Origin of the sequence: Thermolongibacillus altinsuensis (genome assembly GCF_004341205.1) — a bacterium.
GTDB classification, from domain to species: domain Bacteria; phylum Bacillota; class Bacilli; order Bacillales; family Anoxybacillaceae; genus Thermolongibacillus; species Thermolongibacillus altinsuensis.
This window is the reverse complement of sequence record NZ_SLUL01000010.1, coordinates 24921-45516: the sequence shown is the minus strand read 5'-3', so window position 1 is coordinate 45516 and position 20596 is coordinate 24921. Positions and strand designations below refer to the sequence as shown.

Annotated in this window: 25 protein-coding genes; 22 read left to right on the top strand and 3 right to left on the bottom strand. The window is 41.6% G+C overall.

Going from position 1 to position 20596, the window contains the following annotated elements; all coding sequences use genetic code 11:
- Positions 1 to 10 precede the first annotated feature (10 nt).
- Together EDD69_RS10115 and metA are read right to left on the bottom strand one after the other, a co-directional pair.
- The gene (locus tag EDD69_RS10115) at positions 11 to 1525 is read right to left on the bottom strand and encodes an MDR family MFS transporter (protein WP_132948839.1); all 1515 of its coding nucleotides are present in this window, start codon (positions 1523 to 1525) and stop codon (positions 11 to 13) included.
- Between the two features lie 140 nt (positions 1526 to 1665).
- Positions 1666 to 2574, bottom strand: coding sequence for a homoserine O-acetyltransferase MetA (gene metA, locus EDD69_RS10110; RefSeq protein ID WP_132948838.1), 909 nt, complete (start codon positions 2572 to 2574; stop codon positions 1666 to 1668).
- A gap of 91 nt (positions 2575 to 2665) precedes the next feature.
- On the opposite strand from metA, the gene EDD69_RS10105 reads away from it, so the two are divergent.
- From EDD69_RS10105 to EDD69_RS10060, 10 genes are all read left to right on the top strand, one after another.
- Positions 2666 to 3175 carry a hypothetical protein gene (locus EDD69_RS10105; protein ID WP_132948837.1) on the top strand — a complete coding sequence of 170 codons (510 nt, stop codon included), beginning with the start codon at positions 2666 to 2668 and terminating at the stop codon, positions 3173 to 3175.
- Positions 3176 to 3307: 132 nt separating this feature from the next.
- Positions 3308 to 3559: an S-layer homology domain-containing protein gene (locus EDD69_RS10100; protein ID WP_243643096.1), complete on the top strand. Its 252-nt coding sequence runs from the start codon at positions 3308 to 3310 to the stop codon at positions 3557 to 3559.
- Between the two features lie 81 nt (positions 3560 to 3640).
- A complete protein-coding gene (locus EDD69_RS15690; RefSeq protein ID WP_132948836.1) occupies positions 3641 to 4171 on the top strand; it encodes an IS630 family transposase in 531 nt (176 codons plus the stop codon).
- Entirely contained in the window at positions 4171 to 4698 is a 528-nt protein-coding gene (locus EDD69_RS15685) for an IS630 family transposase (RefSeq protein ID WP_132948835.1), read from the top strand. The genes EDD69_RS15690 and EDD69_RS15685 overlap by 1 nt, the downstream gene beginning before the upstream one ends.
- Positions 4695 to 5072, top strand: a complete 378-nt coding sequence (locus EDD69_RS10085; RefSeq protein WP_132948834.1) for a hypothetical protein — start codon at positions 4695 to 4697, stop codon at positions 5070 to 5072. Before EDD69_RS15685 ends, EDD69_RS10085 begins: the two co-directional genes overlap by 4 nt.
- A gap of 124 nt (positions 5073 to 5196) precedes the next feature.
- A complete protein-coding gene (gene ilvD, locus EDD69_RS10080; protein ID WP_132948833.1) occupies positions 5197 to 6909 on the top strand; it encodes a dihydroxy-acid dehydratase in 1713 nt (570 codons plus the stop codon).
- 69 nt (positions 6910 to 6978) lie between these two features.
- Complete coding sequence (locus EDD69_RS10075; RefSeq protein ID WP_132948832.1) at positions 6979 to 7413, top strand: BrxA/BrxB family bacilliredoxin; 435 nt, start codon at positions 6979 to 6981, stop codon at positions 7411 to 7413.
- Between the two features lie 45 nt (positions 7414 to 7458).
- Positions 7459 to 8235, top strand: coding sequence for a class I SAM-dependent methyltransferase (locus tag EDD69_RS10070; protein ID WP_132948831.1), 777 nt, complete (start codon positions 7459 to 7461; stop codon positions 8233 to 8235).
- Between the two features lie 51 nt (positions 8236 to 8286).
- Positions 8287 to 8415, top strand: coding sequence for a YuzL family protein (locus EDD69_RS10065; RefSeq protein WP_132948830.1), 129 nt, complete (start codon positions 8287 to 8289; stop codon positions 8413 to 8415).
- A gap of 198 nt (positions 8416 to 8613) precedes the next feature.
- Positions 8614 to 9855, top strand: coding sequence for a dicarboxylate/amino acid:cation symporter (locus tag EDD69_RS10060; RefSeq protein ID WP_132948829.1), 1242 nt, complete (start codon positions 8614 to 8616; stop codon positions 9853 to 9855).
- Between the two features lie 31 nt (positions 9856 to 9886).
- Here the strand turns inward: EDD69_RS10060 and EDD69_RS10055 are convergent, their stop codons facing one another.
- Positions 9887 to 10249, bottom strand: a complete 363-nt coding sequence (locus tag EDD69_RS10055; RefSeq protein ID WP_132948828.1) for a GIY-YIG nuclease family protein — start codon at positions 10247 to 10249, stop codon at positions 9887 to 9889.
- Between the two features lie 95 nt (positions 10250 to 10344).
- On the opposite strand from EDD69_RS10055, the gene EDD69_RS10050 reads away from it, so the two are divergent.
- From EDD69_RS10050 to hypD, 12 genes are all read left to right on the top strand, one after another.
- Positions 10345 to 10536, top strand: a complete 192-nt coding sequence (locus EDD69_RS10050) for a twin-arginine translocase TatA/TatE family subunit (protein ID WP_132948827.1) — start codon at positions 10345 to 10347, stop codon at positions 10534 to 10536.
- Positions 10537 to 10650: 114 nt separating this feature from the next.
- Entirely contained in the window at positions 10651 to 11349 is a 699-nt protein-coding gene (gene tatC, locus EDD69_RS10045) for a twin-arginine translocase subunit TatC (protein WP_207893277.1), read from the top strand.
- A gap of 180 nt (positions 11350 to 11529) precedes the next feature.
- Entirely contained in the window at positions 11530 to 12609 is a 1080-nt protein-coding gene (locus EDD69_RS10040; protein ID WP_132948825.1) for a hydrogenase small subunit, read from the top strand.
- Positions 12606 to 14327 carry a nickel-dependent hydrogenase large subunit gene (locus EDD69_RS10035; RefSeq protein ID WP_132948824.1) on the top strand — a complete coding sequence of 574 codons (1722 nt, stop codon included), beginning with the start codon at positions 12606 to 12608 and terminating at the stop codon, positions 14325 to 14327. The genes EDD69_RS10040 and EDD69_RS10035 overlap by 4 nt, the downstream gene beginning before the upstream one ends.
- A gap of 11 nt (positions 14328 to 14338) precedes the next feature.
- On the top strand, positions 14339 to 15115 hold the full coding sequence (gene cybH / locus EDD69_RS10030) for a Ni/Fe-hydrogenase, b-type cytochrome subunit (protein ID WP_132948823.1): 777 nt from the start codon (positions 14339 to 14341) through the stop codon (positions 15113 to 15115).
- Positions 15105 to 15584, top strand: a complete 480-nt coding sequence (locus tag EDD69_RS10025) for a HyaD/HybD family hydrogenase maturation endopeptidase (protein ID WP_132948822.1) — start codon at positions 15105 to 15107, stop codon at positions 15582 to 15584. The genes cybH and EDD69_RS10025 overlap by 11 nt, the downstream gene beginning before the upstream one ends.
- Entirely contained in the window at positions 15581 to 16009 is a 429-nt protein-coding gene (locus EDD69_RS10020) for a Rieske 2Fe-2S domain-containing protein (protein WP_132948821.1), read from the top strand. Before EDD69_RS10025 ends, EDD69_RS10020 begins: the two co-directional genes overlap by 4 nt.
- Positions 16002 to 16361 (top strand): hydrogenase maturation nickel metallochaperone HypA/HybF, encoded by a 360-nt coding sequence (locus EDD69_RS10015; protein ID WP_132948820.1) that lies wholly within the window; start codon positions 16002 to 16004, stop codon positions 16359 to 16361. Before EDD69_RS10020 ends, EDD69_RS10015 begins: the two co-directional genes overlap by 8 nt.
- Entirely contained in the window at positions 16358 to 17017 is a 660-nt protein-coding gene (hypB, locus tag EDD69_RS10010) for a hydrogenase nickel incorporation protein HypB (RefSeq protein ID WP_132948819.1), read from the top strand. The genes EDD69_RS10015 and hypB overlap by 4 nt, the downstream gene beginning before the upstream one ends.
- Positions 17002 to 19305, top strand: a complete 2304-nt coding sequence (gene hypF, locus EDD69_RS10005; RefSeq protein ID WP_132948818.1) for a carbamoyltransferase HypF — start codon at positions 17002 to 17004, stop codon at positions 19303 to 19305. Before hypB ends, hypF begins: the two co-directional genes overlap by 16 nt.
- Entirely contained in the window at positions 19278 to 19526 is a 249-nt protein-coding gene (locus tag EDD69_RS10000; protein ID WP_132948817.1) for a HypC/HybG/HupF family hydrogenase formation chaperone, read from the top strand. The genes hypF and EDD69_RS10000 overlap by 28 nt, the downstream gene beginning before the upstream one ends.
- Positions 19486 to 20595 (top strand): hydrogenase formation protein HypD, encoded by a 1110-nt coding sequence (hypD, locus tag EDD69_RS09995; RefSeq protein ID WP_132948816.1) that lies wholly within the window; start codon positions 19486 to 19488, stop codon positions 20593 to 20595. Before EDD69_RS10000 ends, hypD begins: the two co-directional genes overlap by 41 nt.
- The last annotated feature ends 1 nt before the right edge of the window (position 20596 follow it).

The following is a 20596-nucleotide window of genomic DNA, read 5'->3' as shown; positions in this document are numbered from 1 at the left end:
ATTTCTCACCTTAACGGGTCGCTTGTTTTTGAGCTTTTTTTACTTCTAATCGCTCATTGCCCATAAAGGTGATGGAAATGGCAGCGATCACGATTGGAATGAGTGCTAGGGTAAAGGCATATGTAATCGATGATGCCATCGCATCGACAACTTTATCAAGGACGAAAGAAGGAATTTTTGCGCGCGCGCTTGCTTCAAACAATGCTCGCGGGTCATTGAACGTTGAGAAGGCTTCTCCCATTTCTCCTAACACCTCTTTTAATTTTTCCGTTAAAGCGTTTGTTTGAATCGAGCCAAAAATCGTGATCCCAAGCGTCATGCCGAGCGAACGGAAGAAGGCATTCGTTGAGTTCGCTGAACCGCGGAAACGTGGTTCCAAATTGTGCACGGATGCGGTTGGGAGAAGCGAAAACGAAAATCCAACCCCGAATCCGACGAGAACCATATACAAGGTTAATAATGTCCGCGTTGTATGAGGTGTCATGGAACTTAATAAGTACATCCCAAGCGCATAAATGATAATGGAAATAAACATAATGTTACGGTAAGACGTTTTCGTTTGCGAGATTCCAGCAAAGGAACTTCCAGCAACAGAGCCGAGCATCATCGGCATAAGAATAAGACCAGCATTTTTCGCTGAACCGCCATATATCGCCTGAACAAAAATAGGGATAAAAACGGTCAAAATAACGAACGTGCTTCCGTATAAAAATGCCAAAAGTTGCGCGATGGCAAACGTTCGGCGTTTAAATAGAGAAAACGAAATAATCGGCTCCTCCGCTTTCGTCTCCACGTAAAGAAAAGCGATCAAAAAGAGAGCAAAAATGGTAAATAAACTGATGATTGGGGTGGAATCCCATTCGTATTTTTTTCCTCCCAATTCAAGCGCAAACATTAAACTAACAACAGAGACAACAAGCGTAATCGCTCCTAACCAATCGATTTTTTGTTTCGAATGTTGAGCGGATTCTTTATAATAACGGACAATCAAAAAGAGCGATAATAAACCGATTGGAACATTGACATAAAACACCCAATGCCAGCTAATGTAATCGGTAATGTACGCGCCGAGCAATGGACCAAATACGCTCGATAGACCGAAAACCGCTCCAAAAAGCCCTGTCATCTTTCCTCGTTTTTCTGGAGGAAATACGTCAAACACAATGGTAAACGCAATGGGCATCAACGCCCCGCCGCCAATTCCTTGAATGGCTCGATAAACGCTTAGTTGTGTAATGCTTTGGGCAATCCCGCAAAGTGCTGAACCAATTAAAAAAACAGTTAATCCAAAAATAAAAAAACGTTTTCGGCCATACATATCGGATAGTTTTCCGAAAATCGGCATTCCTGCCATCACAGCAACCATATACGCCGAAGTGACCCAAACAAATTGATCAATTCCGCCTAAATCGGCAACGATCGTTCCCATCGCTGTCGCAACGATCGTATTATCCATTGCTGCCATTAAAATCCCTAATAAAAGTCCTGCCACCACAAAACGCAATTGGCGTTCGCTTAATATCATTCATTCACTCCTCTCTCATTCTCACGATAACGATGATGATAAGTGTTATTATACTATTACAGATTATTATATTCAAATTTGAATATTTTACAACGAATAAAAATGTTCCGCCGTTGAAAGGCGGAACGTTGATATTCAACTTACTCCCAAATATAAGGAGTTTCTTGATATACATAATAATTCAGCCAGTTTACAAACAGCAAGTTAGCGTGGGATCGCCACGTGTTATACGGCTGTTTGGTCGGATCGTCATTTGGAAAATAATATTTTGGCAGTTGAATGTCTAGCCCTTTTGCTAGATCGCGTTCGTATTCTTCTTTTAATGTTGTCGCATCATATTCCGGATGTCCGGTGAGAAACACTCGTTTCCCATCATTAGACACAATCAGACAGACGCCTGCTTCCTCGGAAGAAGAAAGAATGGTTAACTCTTTCACTGCTTCAATATCTTCGCGATGAACATCTGTATGCCGAGAATGAGGAACTTTATGAATGTCATCAAATCCGCGAATTAATTTTACATGCTTTTGTTCAAGCTGATGATCAAAAATTCCAAAACATTTTTGCGGAAGAGGATATTTCGGGATCCCATAATGGTAGTATAATCCTGCTTGCGCCCCCCAACAAATATGTAAAGTTGAAGTGACATTCGTTGTTGTCCATTTCATAATGTCCGTTAATTCATCCCAATAGTCGACCTCTTCAAATGGCAAATGTTCGACAGGTGCTCCGGTAATAATCATGCCGTCGTATTTGCGATGTTTAACGTGTTGAAACGTTGTGTAAAATTGATCGAGATGATGTTTCGCGGTTGTTTTCGCTTCATGGGTTTCCGGGCGCAAAAAGGTAACGTTTACTTGTAACGGTGAGTTTCCGAGTAAACGAAGAAGCTGAGTTTCCGCTTTTTCTTTTTGCGGCATCAAATTTAAAATGACGATATTTAATGGCCGAATGTCTTGGGAATAGGCTCGATCTTCATCCATGACAAAAATATTTTCCTGTTCTAATATTTCTTTAGCAGGAAGATTGCGCGGGATATTGATTGGCAACTTGATCAACCTCCATCTACATGATTTAAATACATCCATTATAAAAATTTTTAGAAAATTCTTCAATTATAAATTGAAAGGAAGAAGGAAAATGTTCGATCCAACGGTTTTTGATAACTTGAAAACTGTTTTAGAAGGTGAAGTGTATGATCTAGATTTGGACGGAAAAATTGTCGTGACGAACCGTGAAGACTTGATCGATTTGGCTCGCTTATCTCGAACGTACCGCATTTACTTTCGTCTGTTTCACGATGAAAAAGTGGAAGCGTGTATATCACTCGATGCGCGATTGAACCATCTTGCGGCGGAGTTATTGTCACAAAATGAAACAGAGGCAGGATGTGTTTTAGAAGTAAGCTTTTCGTTTTCGCTTCCTGATTTACACCCATGCGAAAAAATAAGGAAGGAGCTGCATCGTATTTGGGGAGAGAAGCGAACGATTGAACAAATCCTTTCCTTTCGCTATGGTGAAAATGTGTATGAAAATAAAGTGATCGTTAAATTTCATCGACTTGTCAATGAAAATCATGTTGAAGATTTGCGTGAACTTGTTTCTTACGTCGTGCAATCATCAGATGTATTAAATAATATTATTATGTAAACTTTAGTAGGATGGAACATTTTATAATAAACGAATGAAAGAAATTGAAAAACAGCTTAACGAATCATTTTCTTTTATGTTATTATGTTTCGATGGAAAGCAATTACTATAGTTAAAGAAGGGTGAGCTGTTTTGAAGCATTGGCGTAAATGGTTTATGTTTGTAATTTTCTTAGTGTTCTCTTTTAGCAACATCGGACAGGCAAAAGCCGATTCCATTCCTTTTTCTGATGTTCCAAAAACATTTTGGGCTTATTCGGAAATTCAATGGGCATACGAACAAAAAGCGATTAAAGGATATCCCAATGGCACATTTCGCCCAAATGATTATTTAACCGAAGCCCAGTTTGTTTCGATGATTTTTAACTATATATATGCTCATTGAAAAGTTAACCTTCGTATAAGTGGTGCCCACTCCGGTTATACTGCTCCTAAGGAAAAGCATGGAAAAGGAGCGGAATTCTGCATGAAACGTCTCAAAATCACCAACGATCACGGATGGACACCTCGGACACTTCGCAAACAGGAACGGAAAATCAAAAACACCCTTCTTCGCCAACGGGTGATGGCGGTTCGCCTGGTCATGGAAGGCTATTTGGGCAAAGAGGTGGCCTCCATGGTCAACGTGTGCCGACAAACCGTTTCCCATTATGTGTCGCTGTTCAACGAAGGCGGTCTGGAGCTCTTGCTTCATCGGGATTTCGCCCCCGGGCGGGAGCCGTTTCTCACCGAAGAACAGCAGGAAGAGATCAAACAGCTTGTGTTGACCACCACTCCCGTAGAACTGGGCTGGGACGTCGCTTCGGCGTGGAACACCAAACTCCTGCAATCCTATGTCGAAAAGCACTTCGGTGTTTGCATTTCCCGCGAAGCGTTGCGAAAACTCCTGCACCGCAAAGGGCTGTCGTGGACACGGCCGACCTACACATTGGCGAAAGGCGATCCGGATCGACAAAAGAATTTTGCGAAACAGATCGACTTCATAAAAAAAACTTAATGGATCCTGATTCGGTCTTGTTGTACCTTGATGAAACACATATCCGCTCTTACCATGTCTTGCGGTCCACATGGTCGGCAGTCGGCCGCCAAAAACAAGTGCCGACGTTCGGCCATCATGCCCACGTATCGCTGTTTGGCGCGGTCAACATCCACGATGGCGAAACGGTGCTTCATCAAACGACCGCTGCCAATGCCGCGACGTTCTTGGATTTCTTGAGAATGCTCAAAGAGCGCTATCCGGACCGTCTCATGGTCTTGGTGTTGGATAACGCCCGCATTCACCATGCCAAAATGGTCAAGGAGTTTTTGCGGGAAGAAGGGCAGTGTTTTCACTTTATTTACCTTCCTCCCTATTCGCCACAGCTGAACCCGATCGAACGCTTATGGAAATGGCTGAAAGATACGGTGATTGCCAATGTATTTCACAAGGATCGCAAAGATATCATTCAAGCCATTACTCGGTTTGTCAACTACATCCACGAACGTCCGGAGGAAGTGCTGCAGCGCTTAGGGTGTGCAGGATGACTGAGAAGTTAACTCTTCATGTTGCATGTATATACATGAAATTTTCGACAAGGGAAGCAAACAAAGGGGAACATTGGGCACAACCGATGTATGAGGTGTTTCATACCTTCAAAGTACCGCTGAATGGGTATAATAGCGATGCGATGAAAAATAAACCTCTCACAAGAGGAGGAGTGGCACAAATTTTTTCTACGCTACTAAAAGGTGAAAGCGATTTGCACAAAGCGGTACAACTTATGTATGACTACGGATTATCCACAGGCCGAACCGGCAAAAAAACGTTTGAAGATTACGGTGCAAATGATTATTTAACGCGCGCTCAAGCTACTGTATTTTTAAAGCGATTGGATGCGAAATGGAAGGGAACAAAATAAAGGGCTGCTTTTGATGAAGCAGTCCTTTTTTGTTGTTGGTTTTTTTAAAAATTTTATAAAATGATTGAAAAATCAAACAAAACGTACTATTATTTTAGAAAAATCCATTTTAGGGGGATGAACCATGGGAAAAGATTTGCGGCACCGAAGCAAAGTCATTAGCGATGATGTCAAACGAGCGCCCAATCGGGCTATGTTGCGCGCAGTCGGTTTTACCGATGAAGATTTCCAAAAGCCGATGATCGGCGTAGCGAGCACATGGAGTGAAGTAACACCATGTAATATACATATTGATCAGCTTGCACTTCAAGCGAAGCAAGGGATTAAAGATGCGGGGGGAGCACCGCTTATTTTTAATACCATTACCGTTTCAGACGGAATTTCAATGGGGACGGAAGGCATGCGTTATTCACTTCCAAGCCGCGATGTGATTGCGGACTCCATTGAAACGGTGGTCGGTGCAGAAAGACTTGATGCATTTGTAGCCATCGGCGGTTGCGATAAAAACATGCCAGGATGTTTAATTGCGATCGGTCGTTCAGAAGTTCCGGCTATATTTGTATATGGCGGAACGATTAAACCAGGTAAGTTAAAAGGAAAAGATATTGATATCGTTTCAGCCTTTGAAGGAGTGGGCCAGTATAATAAAGGAGATATTGATCGCCACGAACTTCACCAAATTGAATGCCATGCATGTCCAGGAGCAGGTTCATGCGGCGGAATGTACACGGCGAATACGATGGCTTCTGCGATTGAAGCGCTCGGCATGAGTTTACCAGGCAGCTCCTCAAACCCTGCTGAAACCGATTTAAAATTGCAAGATTGCTATCAAGCAGGAAAAGCGGTTTATCATTTATTAGAAAAAGGAATTTTCCCGAAAGATATCATGACAAAGAAAGCGTTTGAGAATGCGATTACGGTTGTGATGGCGCTTGGCGGTTCGACGAACGCCGTTTTGCATTTGCTTGCGATCGCTCATGCGGTTGATGTGGATTTAACGATCGACGATTTTGATCGCATTCAGAAAAAGGTGCCGCACATCGCTGATTTAAAACCGAGCGGACGTTATGTGATGCAAGATTTACATGAAGCGGGCGGCATACCAGCGGTCATGAAATTGCTTCTTCGCGAAGGATTGCTTCATGGGGACTGTTTGACGGTTACAGGAAAAACCGTTGCAGAAAATTTAGCCGAATGGCCAGATTTAAAAGAAGGTCAAAAAGTCATTTATCCGCTTTCGAATCCGCTTCGTGAAACGGGTCCGCTTGTCATTTTGAAAGGAAATCTTGCGCCAAACGGAGCGGTGGCAAAAGTTTCTGGATTGAAAGTGAAAAAGTTGACAGGCCCAGCAAAAGTGTTTGATTCTGAAGAAGAAGCAACCAATGCAGTATTAAATGATGAAATTAAACCAGGAGATGTCCTTGTCATTCGCTATGAAGGACCAAAAGGTGGTCCAGGAATGCCTGAAATGCTTTCCATCTCTGCGATCCTTGTCGGAAAAGGATTAGGTGAAAGCGTTGCTTTATTAACGGACGGACGTTTCTCTGGAGGAACGCACGGTTTAGTCGTTGGTCATATTGCACCAGAAGCGCAAGTTGGCGGACCGATTGCTTTGTTAAAAACGGGGGATATCGTAACGGTCGATAGCGAGACACAGCAATTAACGGTTCATGTTTCTGATGAGGAATTAGAACGCCGACGTCGAGAATGGGTAGCACCGCCGTTAAAAGCAAAAGGAGTGCTAGCGAAATATGCGCGCCTTGTCTCTTGCGCCTCTAAAGGAGCGGTGACGGATTTGTTTGAGCAGGATCAAAAGGAAAAAATAGAAATAAAGTAACGATTTGTTGATTTTTATATAAACAATGTTGTATCCTTGTTAACGTTAATACGTTTGGAGGGATACAATATGTTTATGTCTTATGAAGAATATATGCGTCAAGTCGTTCAACCGATGCGCGATGAATTAGTAAACGGCGGCTTTCGTGAATTAACAACAAGCGAAGAAGTGGAACAATTTATGGAAAACGTCGAAGGAACAACGTTTGTCGTTGTCAATTCCGTTTGCGGCTGCGCAGCTGGATTAGCTCGTCCAGCGGCGATTCAAGCTATTCAACAAAGCTCAAAAAAACCAGATCATTTAGTGACGGTATTTGCGGGACAAGATCGCGAAGCAACAGCAAAAATGCGCGAATACTTTATCGGAATTGAACCATCTTCTCCATCAATGGCGTTGCTAAAAGGAAAAGAAGTGGTTCATTTCATTCCGCGTCATGACATTGAAGGAAATTCTATCGAGAACATTATTGAAAATATTGTAAGCGCCCTAGAAAAACATTGTTAAGGATGTCCGGATGCGGCATCCTTATTTCTTTTTGGAGGAATTTGTATGATTGTGACAACAGCGGGAAGAACCGATCAAACGATGATTGATAAAGCAAAACAAATTGCGCTTGAATTAAACCTTCCATATGTGTTTAGAAATAAAAAATCGATTCAATCATTACAAAAACAAATGAAAGAAGATGTCATGGTAGTTGGAAAAAATCGACTCGAAATTCATTTGCGTTCTGGTGAAGAGCCTCTATTTTTTCATCCGAATTCAGCTTCTTTTCGCGTCAAACGGATACTAAGAGGGGAGAGCGAACCGTTTTTACAAGCGACGAAACTGGAAAAAGGAATGACTTTTCTCGATTGTACGCTTGGGTTAGCCGCCGATAGCATCATTGCAAGTCTTGTGGTTGGTAAAGAAGGAAAGGTCATAGGAATCGAGGGAAACAAGTATATTGCGTATTTAACGAAACAAGGATTGCGGCATTGGGAGAGCGATATCCAAGAAATGAACGAAGCGATGCGGCGCATTCAAGTCATTCATTCAGACTATCGCTCTTTTTTGGAACGTTGTGAATCAAAATCGTATGATGTTGTCTATTTTGATCCAATGTTTGAAACGGAAATTCTCGAATCAGACGGAATTAAAGGAATGAAACAGCTAGCTTTGTATACTGATTTGACACAGGAAGTCATTGAAGAAGCAAAAAGGGTCGCCCGACGGCGCATCGTCTTAAAGGATCATTGGCAAAGTTCTCGTTTTTCTCGCTTCGGTTTTTCTGTTTATCGACGAAAAACGGCTAAATTTCATTTTGCATCGATCGAACTTCAATGAATGTTACAAATAAAGAAGGTGCACAATAAAAAGGGAAGGCGAGGTGAAACAATGCCAAAACATCGCAAAGACCCATCAACAGTTGGCTTAGGTTCTCCAGAAGTACAAGGACAGGGGACAACTGAAAAGGAAACGGGAACAGAAAAAATCGATTCCAGCCGTAAAAAAAAGAAACGATAAAAACTCTGCCACAAGCTAATGTGGCAGAGTTTTTATGTACAAAGAAATTCATTTATTTTTCTGATAATTAAGTCCATTTTCTTCTTTACAATTTTTCGAAAAAATTTTAGAATTAAAAAGGCCCCTTTTTAACCCCTTTCCCTTTTTGAATGAGTACAGTTCCTAGAAAAAGACGCACAAATTAACGGAGGTGTTGACATGTCATTAACGAAGAAGATTTTACTAGGAATGTTTGTAGGAATTATCGTTGGACTCATCTTTAACTTAGCCCTTCCGAAAGAATGGTTTGACCTCGCCAAAACGTATGTGCTTGATCCGCTTGGTATGGTATTTATCAACTTAATTAAGCTGCTTGTTGTTCCAATTGTACTCGTTTCGCTAATCTTAGGAACGGCCGGTATTAGCGATCCAAAAAAACTTGGCCGAATCGGTATAAAAACGATTGCCTTTTTCCTCATCACCACTGCCCTCGCTTTAGTCATTGCGTTATCTCTCGGAGCAATCTTTAAACCAGGAGTAGGTGATTTTAATTTAGAAGGGGCATCGTTTGAGAAAAAAGAAGCGCCGCCAGTCATTGAAACGCTTCTAAACATCATCCCGACAAACCCATTCCAAGCAATGGTTGAAGGCAATATGCTTCAAGTGATTACTTTTGCAGTATTAATCGGATTTGCGATTTCTCGTCTTGGCGATCGAGCGCAAGAGATTAAACGATTAGTTGAGCAAGCGAACGATGTTTTAATGTATTTAGTAGAAGCGATCATGAAATTAGCTCCTTATGGTGCTTTTGCATTAATCGCTGTTGCGATTGGAGGACAAGGGTTTGATGCCATTGCGGCAATGGGGAAATATATGTTTGTTGTTTTGTTAGCTTTGTTTGTTCATTTTTCTGTTGTTTACGGTTCTGCGGTTTGGATGTTAGGAAAAATGAACCCATTAAAGTTTATTAAAGGTTTTTCACCAGCGATGGCGGTTGCGTTTAGTACCTCGAGCAGCAATGCAACATTGCCGGTTTCAATGGAGACAGCGCAAAAAAATTTAAATGTGCCGAAAAGTATTAGCGGGTTTGTTCAGCCGCTTGGTGCAACGATCAACATGGACGGGACTGCGATTATGCAAGGGGTTGCGACAATGTTTATTGCGCAAGTATACGGTGTTGATCTAACCTTCAGCGATTTATTAACCGTCGTTTTGACAGCAACTCTTGCAAGTATTGGTACAGCTGGAGTGCCTGGTGTTGGTCTTGTCATGCTTTCTATGGTACTAACATCTGTTGGTTTGCCAGTCGAGGCAATTGCGCTTATTCTTGGAGTTGACCGTTTGCTCGATATGACCCGGACAGTAGTGAACATTACCGGCGATGCAGCATGTGCGGTTATTATCGCTAAATCAGAAGAAAAATATGAGCAAAAGGTTGCTAGTCAACAGGCTGCTAGTTAAAAGAAAAGGTCCGCTTTATTGGCGGACCTTTTCATGCATAATAGATCAAGTGGGATGGACAGCCGCAATCGGAGGAACCGAATCCGTTGACAATGATTTTTCCATTCACTTCTTTCATCAATTGTTGAGCTCGTTCACATTCTTCTAATTCAGACGAATAGGTTACAATTTTTGTGATTTCACCATACGGACGTAGATAATCGATATGCCATCGTTTTTTCTTTTCGACTTTTATATGTCGTTCAATGCGTGCACGAATGTTTCGTTTGGCGCTGCCAACGTAAATATAATGCCCTTTTGGAAAGAAGAACGTTCCTAACTTTCCAACTTCAATGGTGACTGGATCGTGCAAATCGAAAAATAGTGCATAAATCGTATGCTGTTCATTGATCATTTGTGACACCTCGTAAAAATTTTTAATTGAAAAAAGAAGATATTAGCAATAAAATAAAAGAAGCATATGGAATGAAAATAGAAGGAGATGACACCATGCTTTCAAATATCGGTGTACCTGGTTTAATTTTAATTCTCTTGATTGCGCTTGTCATTTTTGGGCCAAAAAAATTACCGGAAATTGGACGAGCTTTCGGAGAGACGTTGCGTGAATTTAAAAAATCGACAAAAGGGCTAAGCGACGAAGTGCTAGAGGAATTAGACGACAAAAAAGAGGCGCGTAAATAAATATTGCTTGATTGAAACGGCAACATCTTTCGTTGCCGTTTTTAAAATCGGGAATTTAAATAAAGGTTGGTGCTTAGGCTCGTGGAAGAAAAACAATGGCACGAAGATCAAGAAATGACGTTAGTTGAGCATTTGAATGAATTAAGAAAACGACTCATTATTGTAGCTGTAGCATTGATTGCTTTTTTCGTGTTGGGGTTTGTTTTTGTTCAAGATCTTTATCGTTGGATTGTTGAAGATTTGGATGTTAAGTTAACCATTTTAGGGCCAACGGATATTTTATGGGTGTATTTTATGTTGGCTGGTGTGTTTGCGATCACATTAACCATTCCGGTATTTGTTTGGCAAACGTGGCTATTTGTAAAGCCTGCATTAACGCCAAAAGAGCGAAAAATTACGCTCTCTTATATTCCAGCTACGTTTATCTTATTTGTACTCGGATTATGTTTTGGATATTTTGTTGTTTTGCCAATTGTGTTTCGCTTTCTTGTTGGATTAGGAGATGGCATGTTTGCGACGATGTTTACAACCGAAAAATATTTTCGCTTCGTTCTGCATATGACATTGCCGTTCGCTGTTTTATTTGAACTGCCAGTCATTGTTATGTTTTTAACAAGCATCGGACTCATTAATCCGTATGCGCTCCAAAAAGTTCGCAAGTATGCTTATTTCGTTCTTATTGTTGTTGCTGTATCCATCACGCCGCCTGATTTTATTTCCGACTTTCTTGTGACGATTCCACTTTTACTTTTATATGAAATTAGTATATCGATCTCGAAATTTGTTTATAAAAAGAGAGAAAATAACACGTAAACGAAAGTGCCCACTTTATGTGAGGCGCTTTTTCTATTTTAAAATATAAAAACTATTTTTATGATGTAAATATATTTAAGAACATTTTGTGACAATGTTTCCTTATATAACCCATAGGGGTAAAAAATATGTTATCTTATAATGTAATGTAAACGCTATCAAGTAAAGAGGAGGAATTACATGAAAAGAAAAACAATTTTAGAAACGGTTTTAGATCGCGGTTTTACAAGACGTGATTTCTTAAAAATGTGCACAGCATTAGCGGCAACAATGGGGTTAGATTTCTCCGAAACGGATAAAGTGGTCGCGGCGATGGAAAAAAGCGCACGTGTTCCAGTCATTTGGTTACAGTTTCAAGACTGTACAGGATGTTCTGAGTCGTTTATTCGTTCTACCCATCCAAAAGTGGAAAGCGTGCTTTTAGATATGATCTCGCTTGAATATACAGAAGCATTATCTGCTGCTTCTGGGCATCAAATTGAAGAAGCGCGAAAACATGTGATGAAGCACTATTATGGAGAATACATATTGGTGGTTGAAGGAAGTTTGCCAATGGACGATGCATTTTTGACCGTTGGTGGTGTGTCAGCAAAAGAAACCTTCATCGAAACAGCAAAAGGAGCAAAAGCGATTATCGCTTACGGAAGCTGTTCGTCATGGGGAGGCATTCCAGCTGCTTATCCAAATCCAACGAAAGCGAAACCAATTACGCACTTTGTGAAAGATAAGCCGATTATATTAGTACCGGGCTGTCCGCCAATCGCTGAAGTGATGACAGGGGTGATTGCCCATATCATTACATTTGGTACATTACCTGAATTGGATCATCTAGGAAGACCGAAGGCGTTTTATCGTCATCGCATTCATGATAAATGCAACCGCCGAGCATATTTTGACGCCGGATTGTTTGCGGAGTCGTTTGATGATGAAGGTGCAAAACAAGGATATTGTTTGTACAAAGTCGGCTGTAAAGGACCAACTACCTACAACTCCTGTGCAGAAATGCGTTGGAACGGAGGAGTAAGCTATCCGATTCAATCTGGTAATCCATGTATCGGCTGCTCAGAAAAAGGATTCTGGGATAACGGACCATTTTATGTTCGCCGTGCAAAAATTCCAGCATCACAAACGACGATTAACCCAGAAACGGTTGGCGCGATTGCAGTTGGCGTGACAGCGGCAGGAGTTGCCGCACATGCAGCGATCACAGCGGTAAAGAAAAAAGAGCAAGAGAATCATGATCGAGGTGAACGGAAATGACAGAGCGCATTGTTGTAGATCCAGTAACGAGAATTGAAGGTCATTTACGCATTGAGGTAGACGTTGATGAAAAAGGAATCATTCAAGATGCATTTAGCTCTGGTACAGCGGTTCGAGGAATTGAACTGATTGTTCGCGATCGCGATCCTCGCGATGTATGGGCGTATGTGCAACGAATTTGTGGTGTTTGTACAACGACACATGCGTTAGCGTCTATTCGTTCCGTTGAGGATGCGCTTGATATCAAAATTCCGCGAAACGCCCATTTGATTCGTGACATCATGAATGCAGCTGTGTTTTTACATGACCATGTTGTTCATTTTTATCATTTGCATGCGTTTGACTGGGTGGATGTATTAAGTGCATTAAAAGCCGATCCAAACGAAACAAGTCGCATTGCGCAATCCATTTCGGACTGGCCAAAATCATCACCGGGATACTTCAAAGAAATTCAAACGAAAATCCAAAAAGTAGTGGAAAGCGGCCAGCTCGGTATTTTTGCCAATGGATATTGGGGACATAAGGCTTATAAATTGCCGCCAGAAGTCAACTTGTTAGCGGTGGCTCACTATTTAGAAGCGCTCGATTGGCAAAAAGAAATCGTTAAAATTCATACGATTTTTGGCGGAAAAAACCCTCATCCGCATTATGTAGTAGGTGGAATGGCGACGCCGATCGATATTAACAGTGACAATGCGGTTCATGCGGAACGATTGATGCATGTTTCACAAATTATTGATGAAGCCATTGAATTTATTAATAAAGTGTATATTCCAGATTTGCTCGCCATCGGCTCTTACTATAAAGATTGGACATACGGCGGCGGCTTAAATAACTACTTATGTTATGGCGATTTCTCAACAGGAGATATTCGCGATGTAAATCTTTATCGCTTCCCACGCGGTGCGATTTTGAACGGAAACTTCAATGAAGTGCTAGATGTTGATCCGAAAGATCCAGAGCAGGTGAAAGAGTTTATTGACCATTCGTGGTACACCTATGACGGAAAAGAAGGCGGAATCGGAAAGCATCCATGGGAAGGGGAAACATCGCTCCATTACACAGGTCCAAAACCTCCGTTTAAAACGTTAAATACAGATGAAAAGTACAGTTGGTTGAAGTCTCCGCGTTGGAAAGAACATCCGATGGAGACGGGACCGCTTGCGCGCATGCTTGTCGGCTATGCGTTAAAACGAGAAGAGTTTGTCAGCTTAATAGACGACACATTAAAGAAATTAAATTGGCCGTTTGAAGCGATGCAATCAGCGCTCGGAAGAACGGTTGCACGTGGATTAGAATCGATTCTTGTTGCGAAATGGATGCGCGATGATATGGATAAATTATTGAAAAATATTAAAAATGGCGATCAGGTCACATTTGACCGTACAAAATGGGAGCCAGAAACGTGGCCGAAAAAAGCGAAAGGAGTTGGCTGGATTGAGGCTCCGCGTGGCGCTTTAGGCCACTGGATTGAAATTGAAAACGGAAAAACGAAAAACTATCAAGCGGTTGTCCCAACAACGTGGAATGCTTCGCCGCGCGATCATAAAAATCAAATGGGTGCGTATGAAGCTTCGTTGAAAGGAACACCTCTTTTAGATAAGGAAAAACCGTTAGAAATTTTACGCATTATTCACTCGTTTGATCCATGTTTAGCATGCGCTGTTCATTTAACAGATGTTGTTTCAAAACAAACAACCAATATTTACATTGGGTAGGAGGGAGCATGATGTCGGTCCCGACAAATCCAAAAATTGAAAAAGAAACAGTGAAGGTAGTCTGGAAAAAATCGCGCCAGGCGAAAACGATTCCGCTCAATGATCAAATGGTGAAAGTGTACGTCTGGGAGTTACCTGTACGCATTTTTCATTGGATTAATGCGTTGTCCATTTTCATCTTAATGATTACGGGCGTGTTTATCGGCCGCCCGTTTGCTTCCGCTTCCATTCAAGAAGAAGCGTACTATTCTTATTTAATGGGATGGGCTCGATATATCCACTTTTTCACAGCGTTTGTTTTCACCATTAATTTGGCGGTGCGCTGGTATTGGGTGTATAAAGGAAACGAACACGCGACTTCGAACCCGTTTCGTCTCTCTTTCTGGAAAGAAGCATGGGAGACCGTTAAGTATTATTTGTTTTTAAAAAATAAAAAGAAACATTATATCGGCCACAACCCGCTTGCCCAATTAAGCTACTGGATTTTTATCGGTCTCGGTTCCATCATTATGATTCTCACAGGCTATTATTTGTTATTCGAGCCGCAACCAGAATCCATTTACGGAAAAATGTTCATGTGGGTTGCTCATTTGTTTGGCGGGGACAGTTTCTCTGTTCGTTCATGGCACCATTTAGTCGCGTGGGGATTTATGGTCTTTACCGTCGTCCATGTCTACATGGCGTTTCGTGAGGACTATTTACAACGAAACGGCACCATGTCTTCCATTTTTACAGGATACAAGATTGAGCGTAAAGAAGAGGTACTAGGTGAAAACAATGGAAAATAATAAAAAAATTACCGTTCTCGGAATCGGAAATTTGCTTTATTCCGATGAGGGAGTTGGCATTCATATTTTGCCCTTATTAGAAGAACAGCTTTCTCATTACGAAAACGTTGAAGTGTTAGAAGGTTCGACAGATGGAATGAGATTGTTAGGAACCATCGAAGAAACGGATTATTTAATTATCATTGATGCCATTCATGCAGGAAAAGATGCAGGGACGATTATTACGCTTGTCGATGATGAAATTCCTGCATATTTTGGCGTTAAAATGTCGATTCACCAATTAGGATTTCAAGAAGTTCTCTCTGCGGCAAAAATTCGGGAAACCTGTCCAAAACATATGATCATGTTTGGGATTCAACCTGCTTCCCTTGAACTTGGATTACAATTATCGCATATCGTTCAAGCACAACTTCCTCAGTTGGCAGAAAAAGTTGTTCAACAAGTGAAAAAGTGGTGTGAAGCTTCATGAATCGCTTGCAGTTTTTAAAAGAATTGCGGAACAGTTTGGTTGAAACAATGAAAGAAGCTTCCGCCCCATTATTAGAAGATGAGGTGGAAAAAATGAAAGAAATTTTGTTCTCTGTTCATCGTGCGTGGCATCTTCTTGGGACGTACGATGCTGATGAATTAAAAGGGGTGGAAGTGAAAAACATTCATCATGTTCCTGTTGTTGTTTATGTACAAAAAGGCAATATAAAGGCGAGAAAGGCTATTTGTTCCCATTGTCGTGTGATGCCGCATTACGTTCAATTTGAACATCGTTTCATTTGTTTGTATTGCGATCGGGAATTTGATTTGGCATCAGAAACAGGAACGCTAAAAATGCCGTTACTCGCAACGAAAAAAATAGAAAACCAATGGTATGTTCAACTAGAAAGGGATTTATATGCATGAAATGGCTTTAATGGGGGAGATTGTTCGTTTAATTGAACAGGATGCAACAAAGCGAAACATCGATGCGGTTACAAAAGTAGAATTGATTGTGGGAGCGCTTAGCAATGCGCTTCCTGAAGCTTTAGAAATGGCATTCGATGCTTATAAGTTGCAAAAAGATAATCGATTAACCGAAGACGCGCAGCTGATCATTCATTTTGAACGGGCGAAAGCGTTTTGTCCTATTTGTGAAGAGGAGTATGAGCCGCAATCACGGCTTGTTCAATGTCCATCGTGTATGTTGCCAAGCGGTCAAATCATCGCAGGAGAAACATTTCGAGTGTTGTCATATGAAGGGAGTTCGACATCATGAAAGTAACGCTAGAGGTAGATGTTTTAACGAATAATAATCGCGCCGCAGAGTTTAACCGTCGTCTGTTTGAAGAAACGAAAACGCTTGTTATTAATTTAATGAGTTCCCCAGGAGCCGGAAAAACAACGATTTTAGAAAAAACGATTGAAGCACTGTCAAAAGATTTTCGGATCGGTGTCATTGAAGGAGATTTAGCAACGGAAAAAGATGCCGAGCGAATTCGGGCGCTCGGTGCGCAAGCGGTGCAAATTAATACGCATGGCGGGTGCCATTTAGACGCACGAATGATTGCTGCGGTTTTGCCGCAATTTGATTTAAGTGAAATTGACCTTTTGTTTATTGAAAATGTGGGTAATCTCGTTTGCCCTTCTGGTTATGATTTAGGACAACAGCATAAGGTCGCCGTATTAAGTGTCCCTGAAGGAAACGATAAAATTCCAAAATATCCGACGATGTTTATGCGTACGGAATTGGTTTTACTAAATAAAATTGATTTGCTTCCTTATCTCGATTTTGATGTGGAGCAAGCAAAAGACGATTTAAAAGGCATTAACCCGCAATCTTCGCTTATTCCGTTATCAGCAAAAACGAATGAAGGGATGGACCAATGGCTCAATTGGATTCGAGAGGGGATTGCGCGATGCAAAAATCAATAAAAGTGACAATTAAGGGGCGGGTTCAAGGGGTCGGATTCCGTCCCTTTGTCTTTCAACTCGCTCATCGTTATCACATAAAGGGAACGGTTCAAAATAACATGGACGGTGTTACTGTTTTTGCCGAAGGAGAAGAGAAGGATCTGCAGTCATTTTTACTTTCATTACAGACGGAAGCTCCTCGTTTATCTCGCATTGATCAGTTAAACGTTTTGGAAGTAGATGTTCAAGGATTTGAACAATTTTCTATTATTGAAAGTGAACGAAAAGGGGCTTCTTCGCTTGTCATTCCAATCGATACAGCTGTTTGTGATGATTGTCTGCAAGAAATGAATGACCCAAATGACCATCGCTATCGTTATCCGTTTATTAACTGCACTCAATGCGGACCGCGATATACGATTATTGAGCAGCTGCCTTACGATCGTCCGTATACGTCGATGAAATCTTTTCCAATGTGCGAACGTTGTCAAAAAGAATATGAAGACCCGTTGAATCGACGTCATCACGCGCAGCCGATTGCTTGTCCGGTATGCGGTCCGCGCGTTACGCTTATCGATCGCCATGGTCAAACGCTTGATGGGGATGCGATTGAAAATGCAAAACAACGGTTGTTATCGGGAGCGATTGTAGCGATTAAAGGATTAGGAGGTTATCATCTTGCGTGCGATGCAACAAATGAACAAGCTGTGCAACAATTGCGAACGAGAAAGCAACGACCAGCTCGTCCATTAGCGGTGATGGCCGCCTCTCTCTCCGTTGTAAAGCAGATGTGTGAGGTGGATGAAGAGGAAGAGCGGATATTAACATCGCCTGAAGCTCCGATTGTTGTTTTAAAAAGAAGAACAACGTATCCGCTCGCTCCGTCGCTAGCACCGGGATTAAAAACGGTTGGAGTGATGCTGCCTTATACACCGCTTCATCATTTGTTGTTAGATGAAGAGCATATCCCTGTCTTAGTCATGACCAGTGCGAATCGTTCAGGTGTACCGATCTTATATAAAGATGAACAAGCTCTTCAAGATTTGAAGTCGATTGCTGATTATTTTCTTGTCCATAATCGGCCAATTGTTCATCCGATTGATGATTCGGTTGTTCAAATTCAAAACGGCAACGTTGATTTTTTACGCCGAGCGCGTGGATTTGTCCCTGATCCATTTTTTACAACAAGCGATGTTCACGAAATAGCCGCTTTAGGCGGACAACAAAAAAATGTGTTTGCCTTTGGACGAAACGAACAAATCTTTCTCGGACCACATATTGGAGATTTGCAAAATATTGAAGTGGTCGAACATTTTCAGCGCGAATATGAACATTTGCGAACATGGATGGGAGTAGAACCGAAAGTCGTTGCTGTTGATATGCATCCAAACTATGAAACATGGAACATTGTAAAAGAATGGGATGTTTCGGTTATTCCGGTACAGCACCACCATGCGCATATGGTGTCGTGTATGGAGGATAACGGGATAAACAGTAATTGCTTTGGATTAATTTTAGATGGAACAGGGTATGGAGAAGACGGACATATATGGGGATTTGAACTTCTGTATGGCGATGCTTCTCATTATCAACGGCTTGGTCATTTAACGTACACTCCGTTACCGAGCGGAGAGCGATGTATAAAAGAACCGTGGCGTACTGCGGTTGGCATGCTCGGCTATTATTTAGGAGATAAAGGATATGAACTGGCTGCGCAACGCTTTCCTGATAAACAGTACGAAATTCAAATTTTAAAACAGATGATGGAAAAGGATATTCACGCCCCGAAAGCTGGAACGTGTGGGCGCTTATTTGACGCGGTGAGCGCATTTTTGCATGTTTGTACGCATTCTACATACGACGGAGAAGCTGCCATTCGCCTAGCGGAATTGGTGAATGAAGAGTATATATACGAACCTTACCCGTTTGAATTAAAAGAAAAAAACATTATTGAAATTGACTTAACAGCGATGTGGCTTGCGATTGCAGAAGATGTAAAGCGAAATGAGAACATCGAACTCATTGCTGGTCGCTTTCATCAAACTGTTGTGTCCGCTGCCATTGAGATGATTCGAAAAGCGATTGAAAAGCATCCGCAATATCATCGTCAAATGGTCTTGTCAGGTGGCAGTATGCATAATCGCTATTTGGTTAAAAACCTGATCAAAGAACTGCAAAAATTAGGTTTTATCGTTTATACACATCAAAAAGTTCCGTGCAGTGATGGAGGATTAGCACTTGGTCAATTAATTATTGCCGCAAACCGAAGGGAGAGAAAATCATGTGTGTTGGAGTTCCAGCAAAAGTGATCGAAATTAATGGTTTCTCTGCATTAGTTGATGTCATGGGTTCACAAATGAACATAGGGATTATTTTTGTTCCAGAAGTAAAAATCGGCGACTATGTCATTGTTCATGCTGGACAAGCAATGTCCATTATTGATGAAGAGTATGCAAAAGCGAGCTTGGAAGAATGGAGGAAGCTAGTCGATGCAAGAACTGATGGATCAATATACGAGTTCGAAAATTAGTCGAGCCTTATTAGATGAAGTAATAAAATTGGCAAAACAATTTCAAAAAAAATTTCAACGCATTCCTGCATTTATGGAAGTATGCGGTTCACATACGATGGCTCTTGCAAGAACCGGAGTGAAAAAAGCATTACAAAATCATATTCGTCTCATTTCAGGACCGGGGTGTCCGGTTTGTGTGACGGACCAAGCGACCATTGATGCGATGATTTCTCTCACCGATGAAGAGAATCGAATTATTTGCACGTTTGGAGATATGATGCGCGTTCCAGGTTCTTATGGAACATTGATGCAAGCAAAAGCGAATGGAAACGATGTTCGCGTTGTTTATTCGCCGAACGATGCCGTTCGCATTGCTGAGCAAAATCAACAAAAAGAAGTCATTTTTCTAGGAATTGGTTTTGAAACGACCATTCCGATTTTAGCGGCTGCGTTAAAAGAAGCCGAAGAAAAACAAATTCATAACTTCTCGATCTGGATGTCGACCAAATTAGTGGAACCGATTTTACGGCATCTTCTCAATAACAAAGAAGTAGCGTTAGATGGGTTTCTTCTTCCTGGTCATGTTTCGATGGTCATGGGGCGAAAACATTTCGAATTTTTGGCTGCTGAGTATCATTTACCTGGGGTTATTAGCGGTTTTGAAGCAGTTGAGTTGCTTAGCAGTTTGCGTCGATTACTGATGCTGGCGTTGGAACAAAATGCGCTTGTCATCAATGATTATCAAAGTGTTGTCGCTGAAGACGGAAATGAACATGCGAAATATTGGATGAATCGCTATTTTGCATTATGTGATGAGCCATGGCGTGGAATCGGAACCATCGCTCAAAGCGGGATGGATATTCGTGAGGAATATCGTCATTTTAATGCCAAAGAAAAGTTTTCCGTCCCGATGCGAAGCCCGCGAAAAACAAAGTGTCGCTGCGGGGAAGTCATTCGCGGACTCATCGACCCACCTGAATGCGTCTTGTTTGCGAAGGCATGTACACCGCTTAACCCGATCGGACCATGCATGGTTTCATCCGAAGGAAGCTGTGCGGCTTACTATCAGTATATGAGGGAGGAATAAA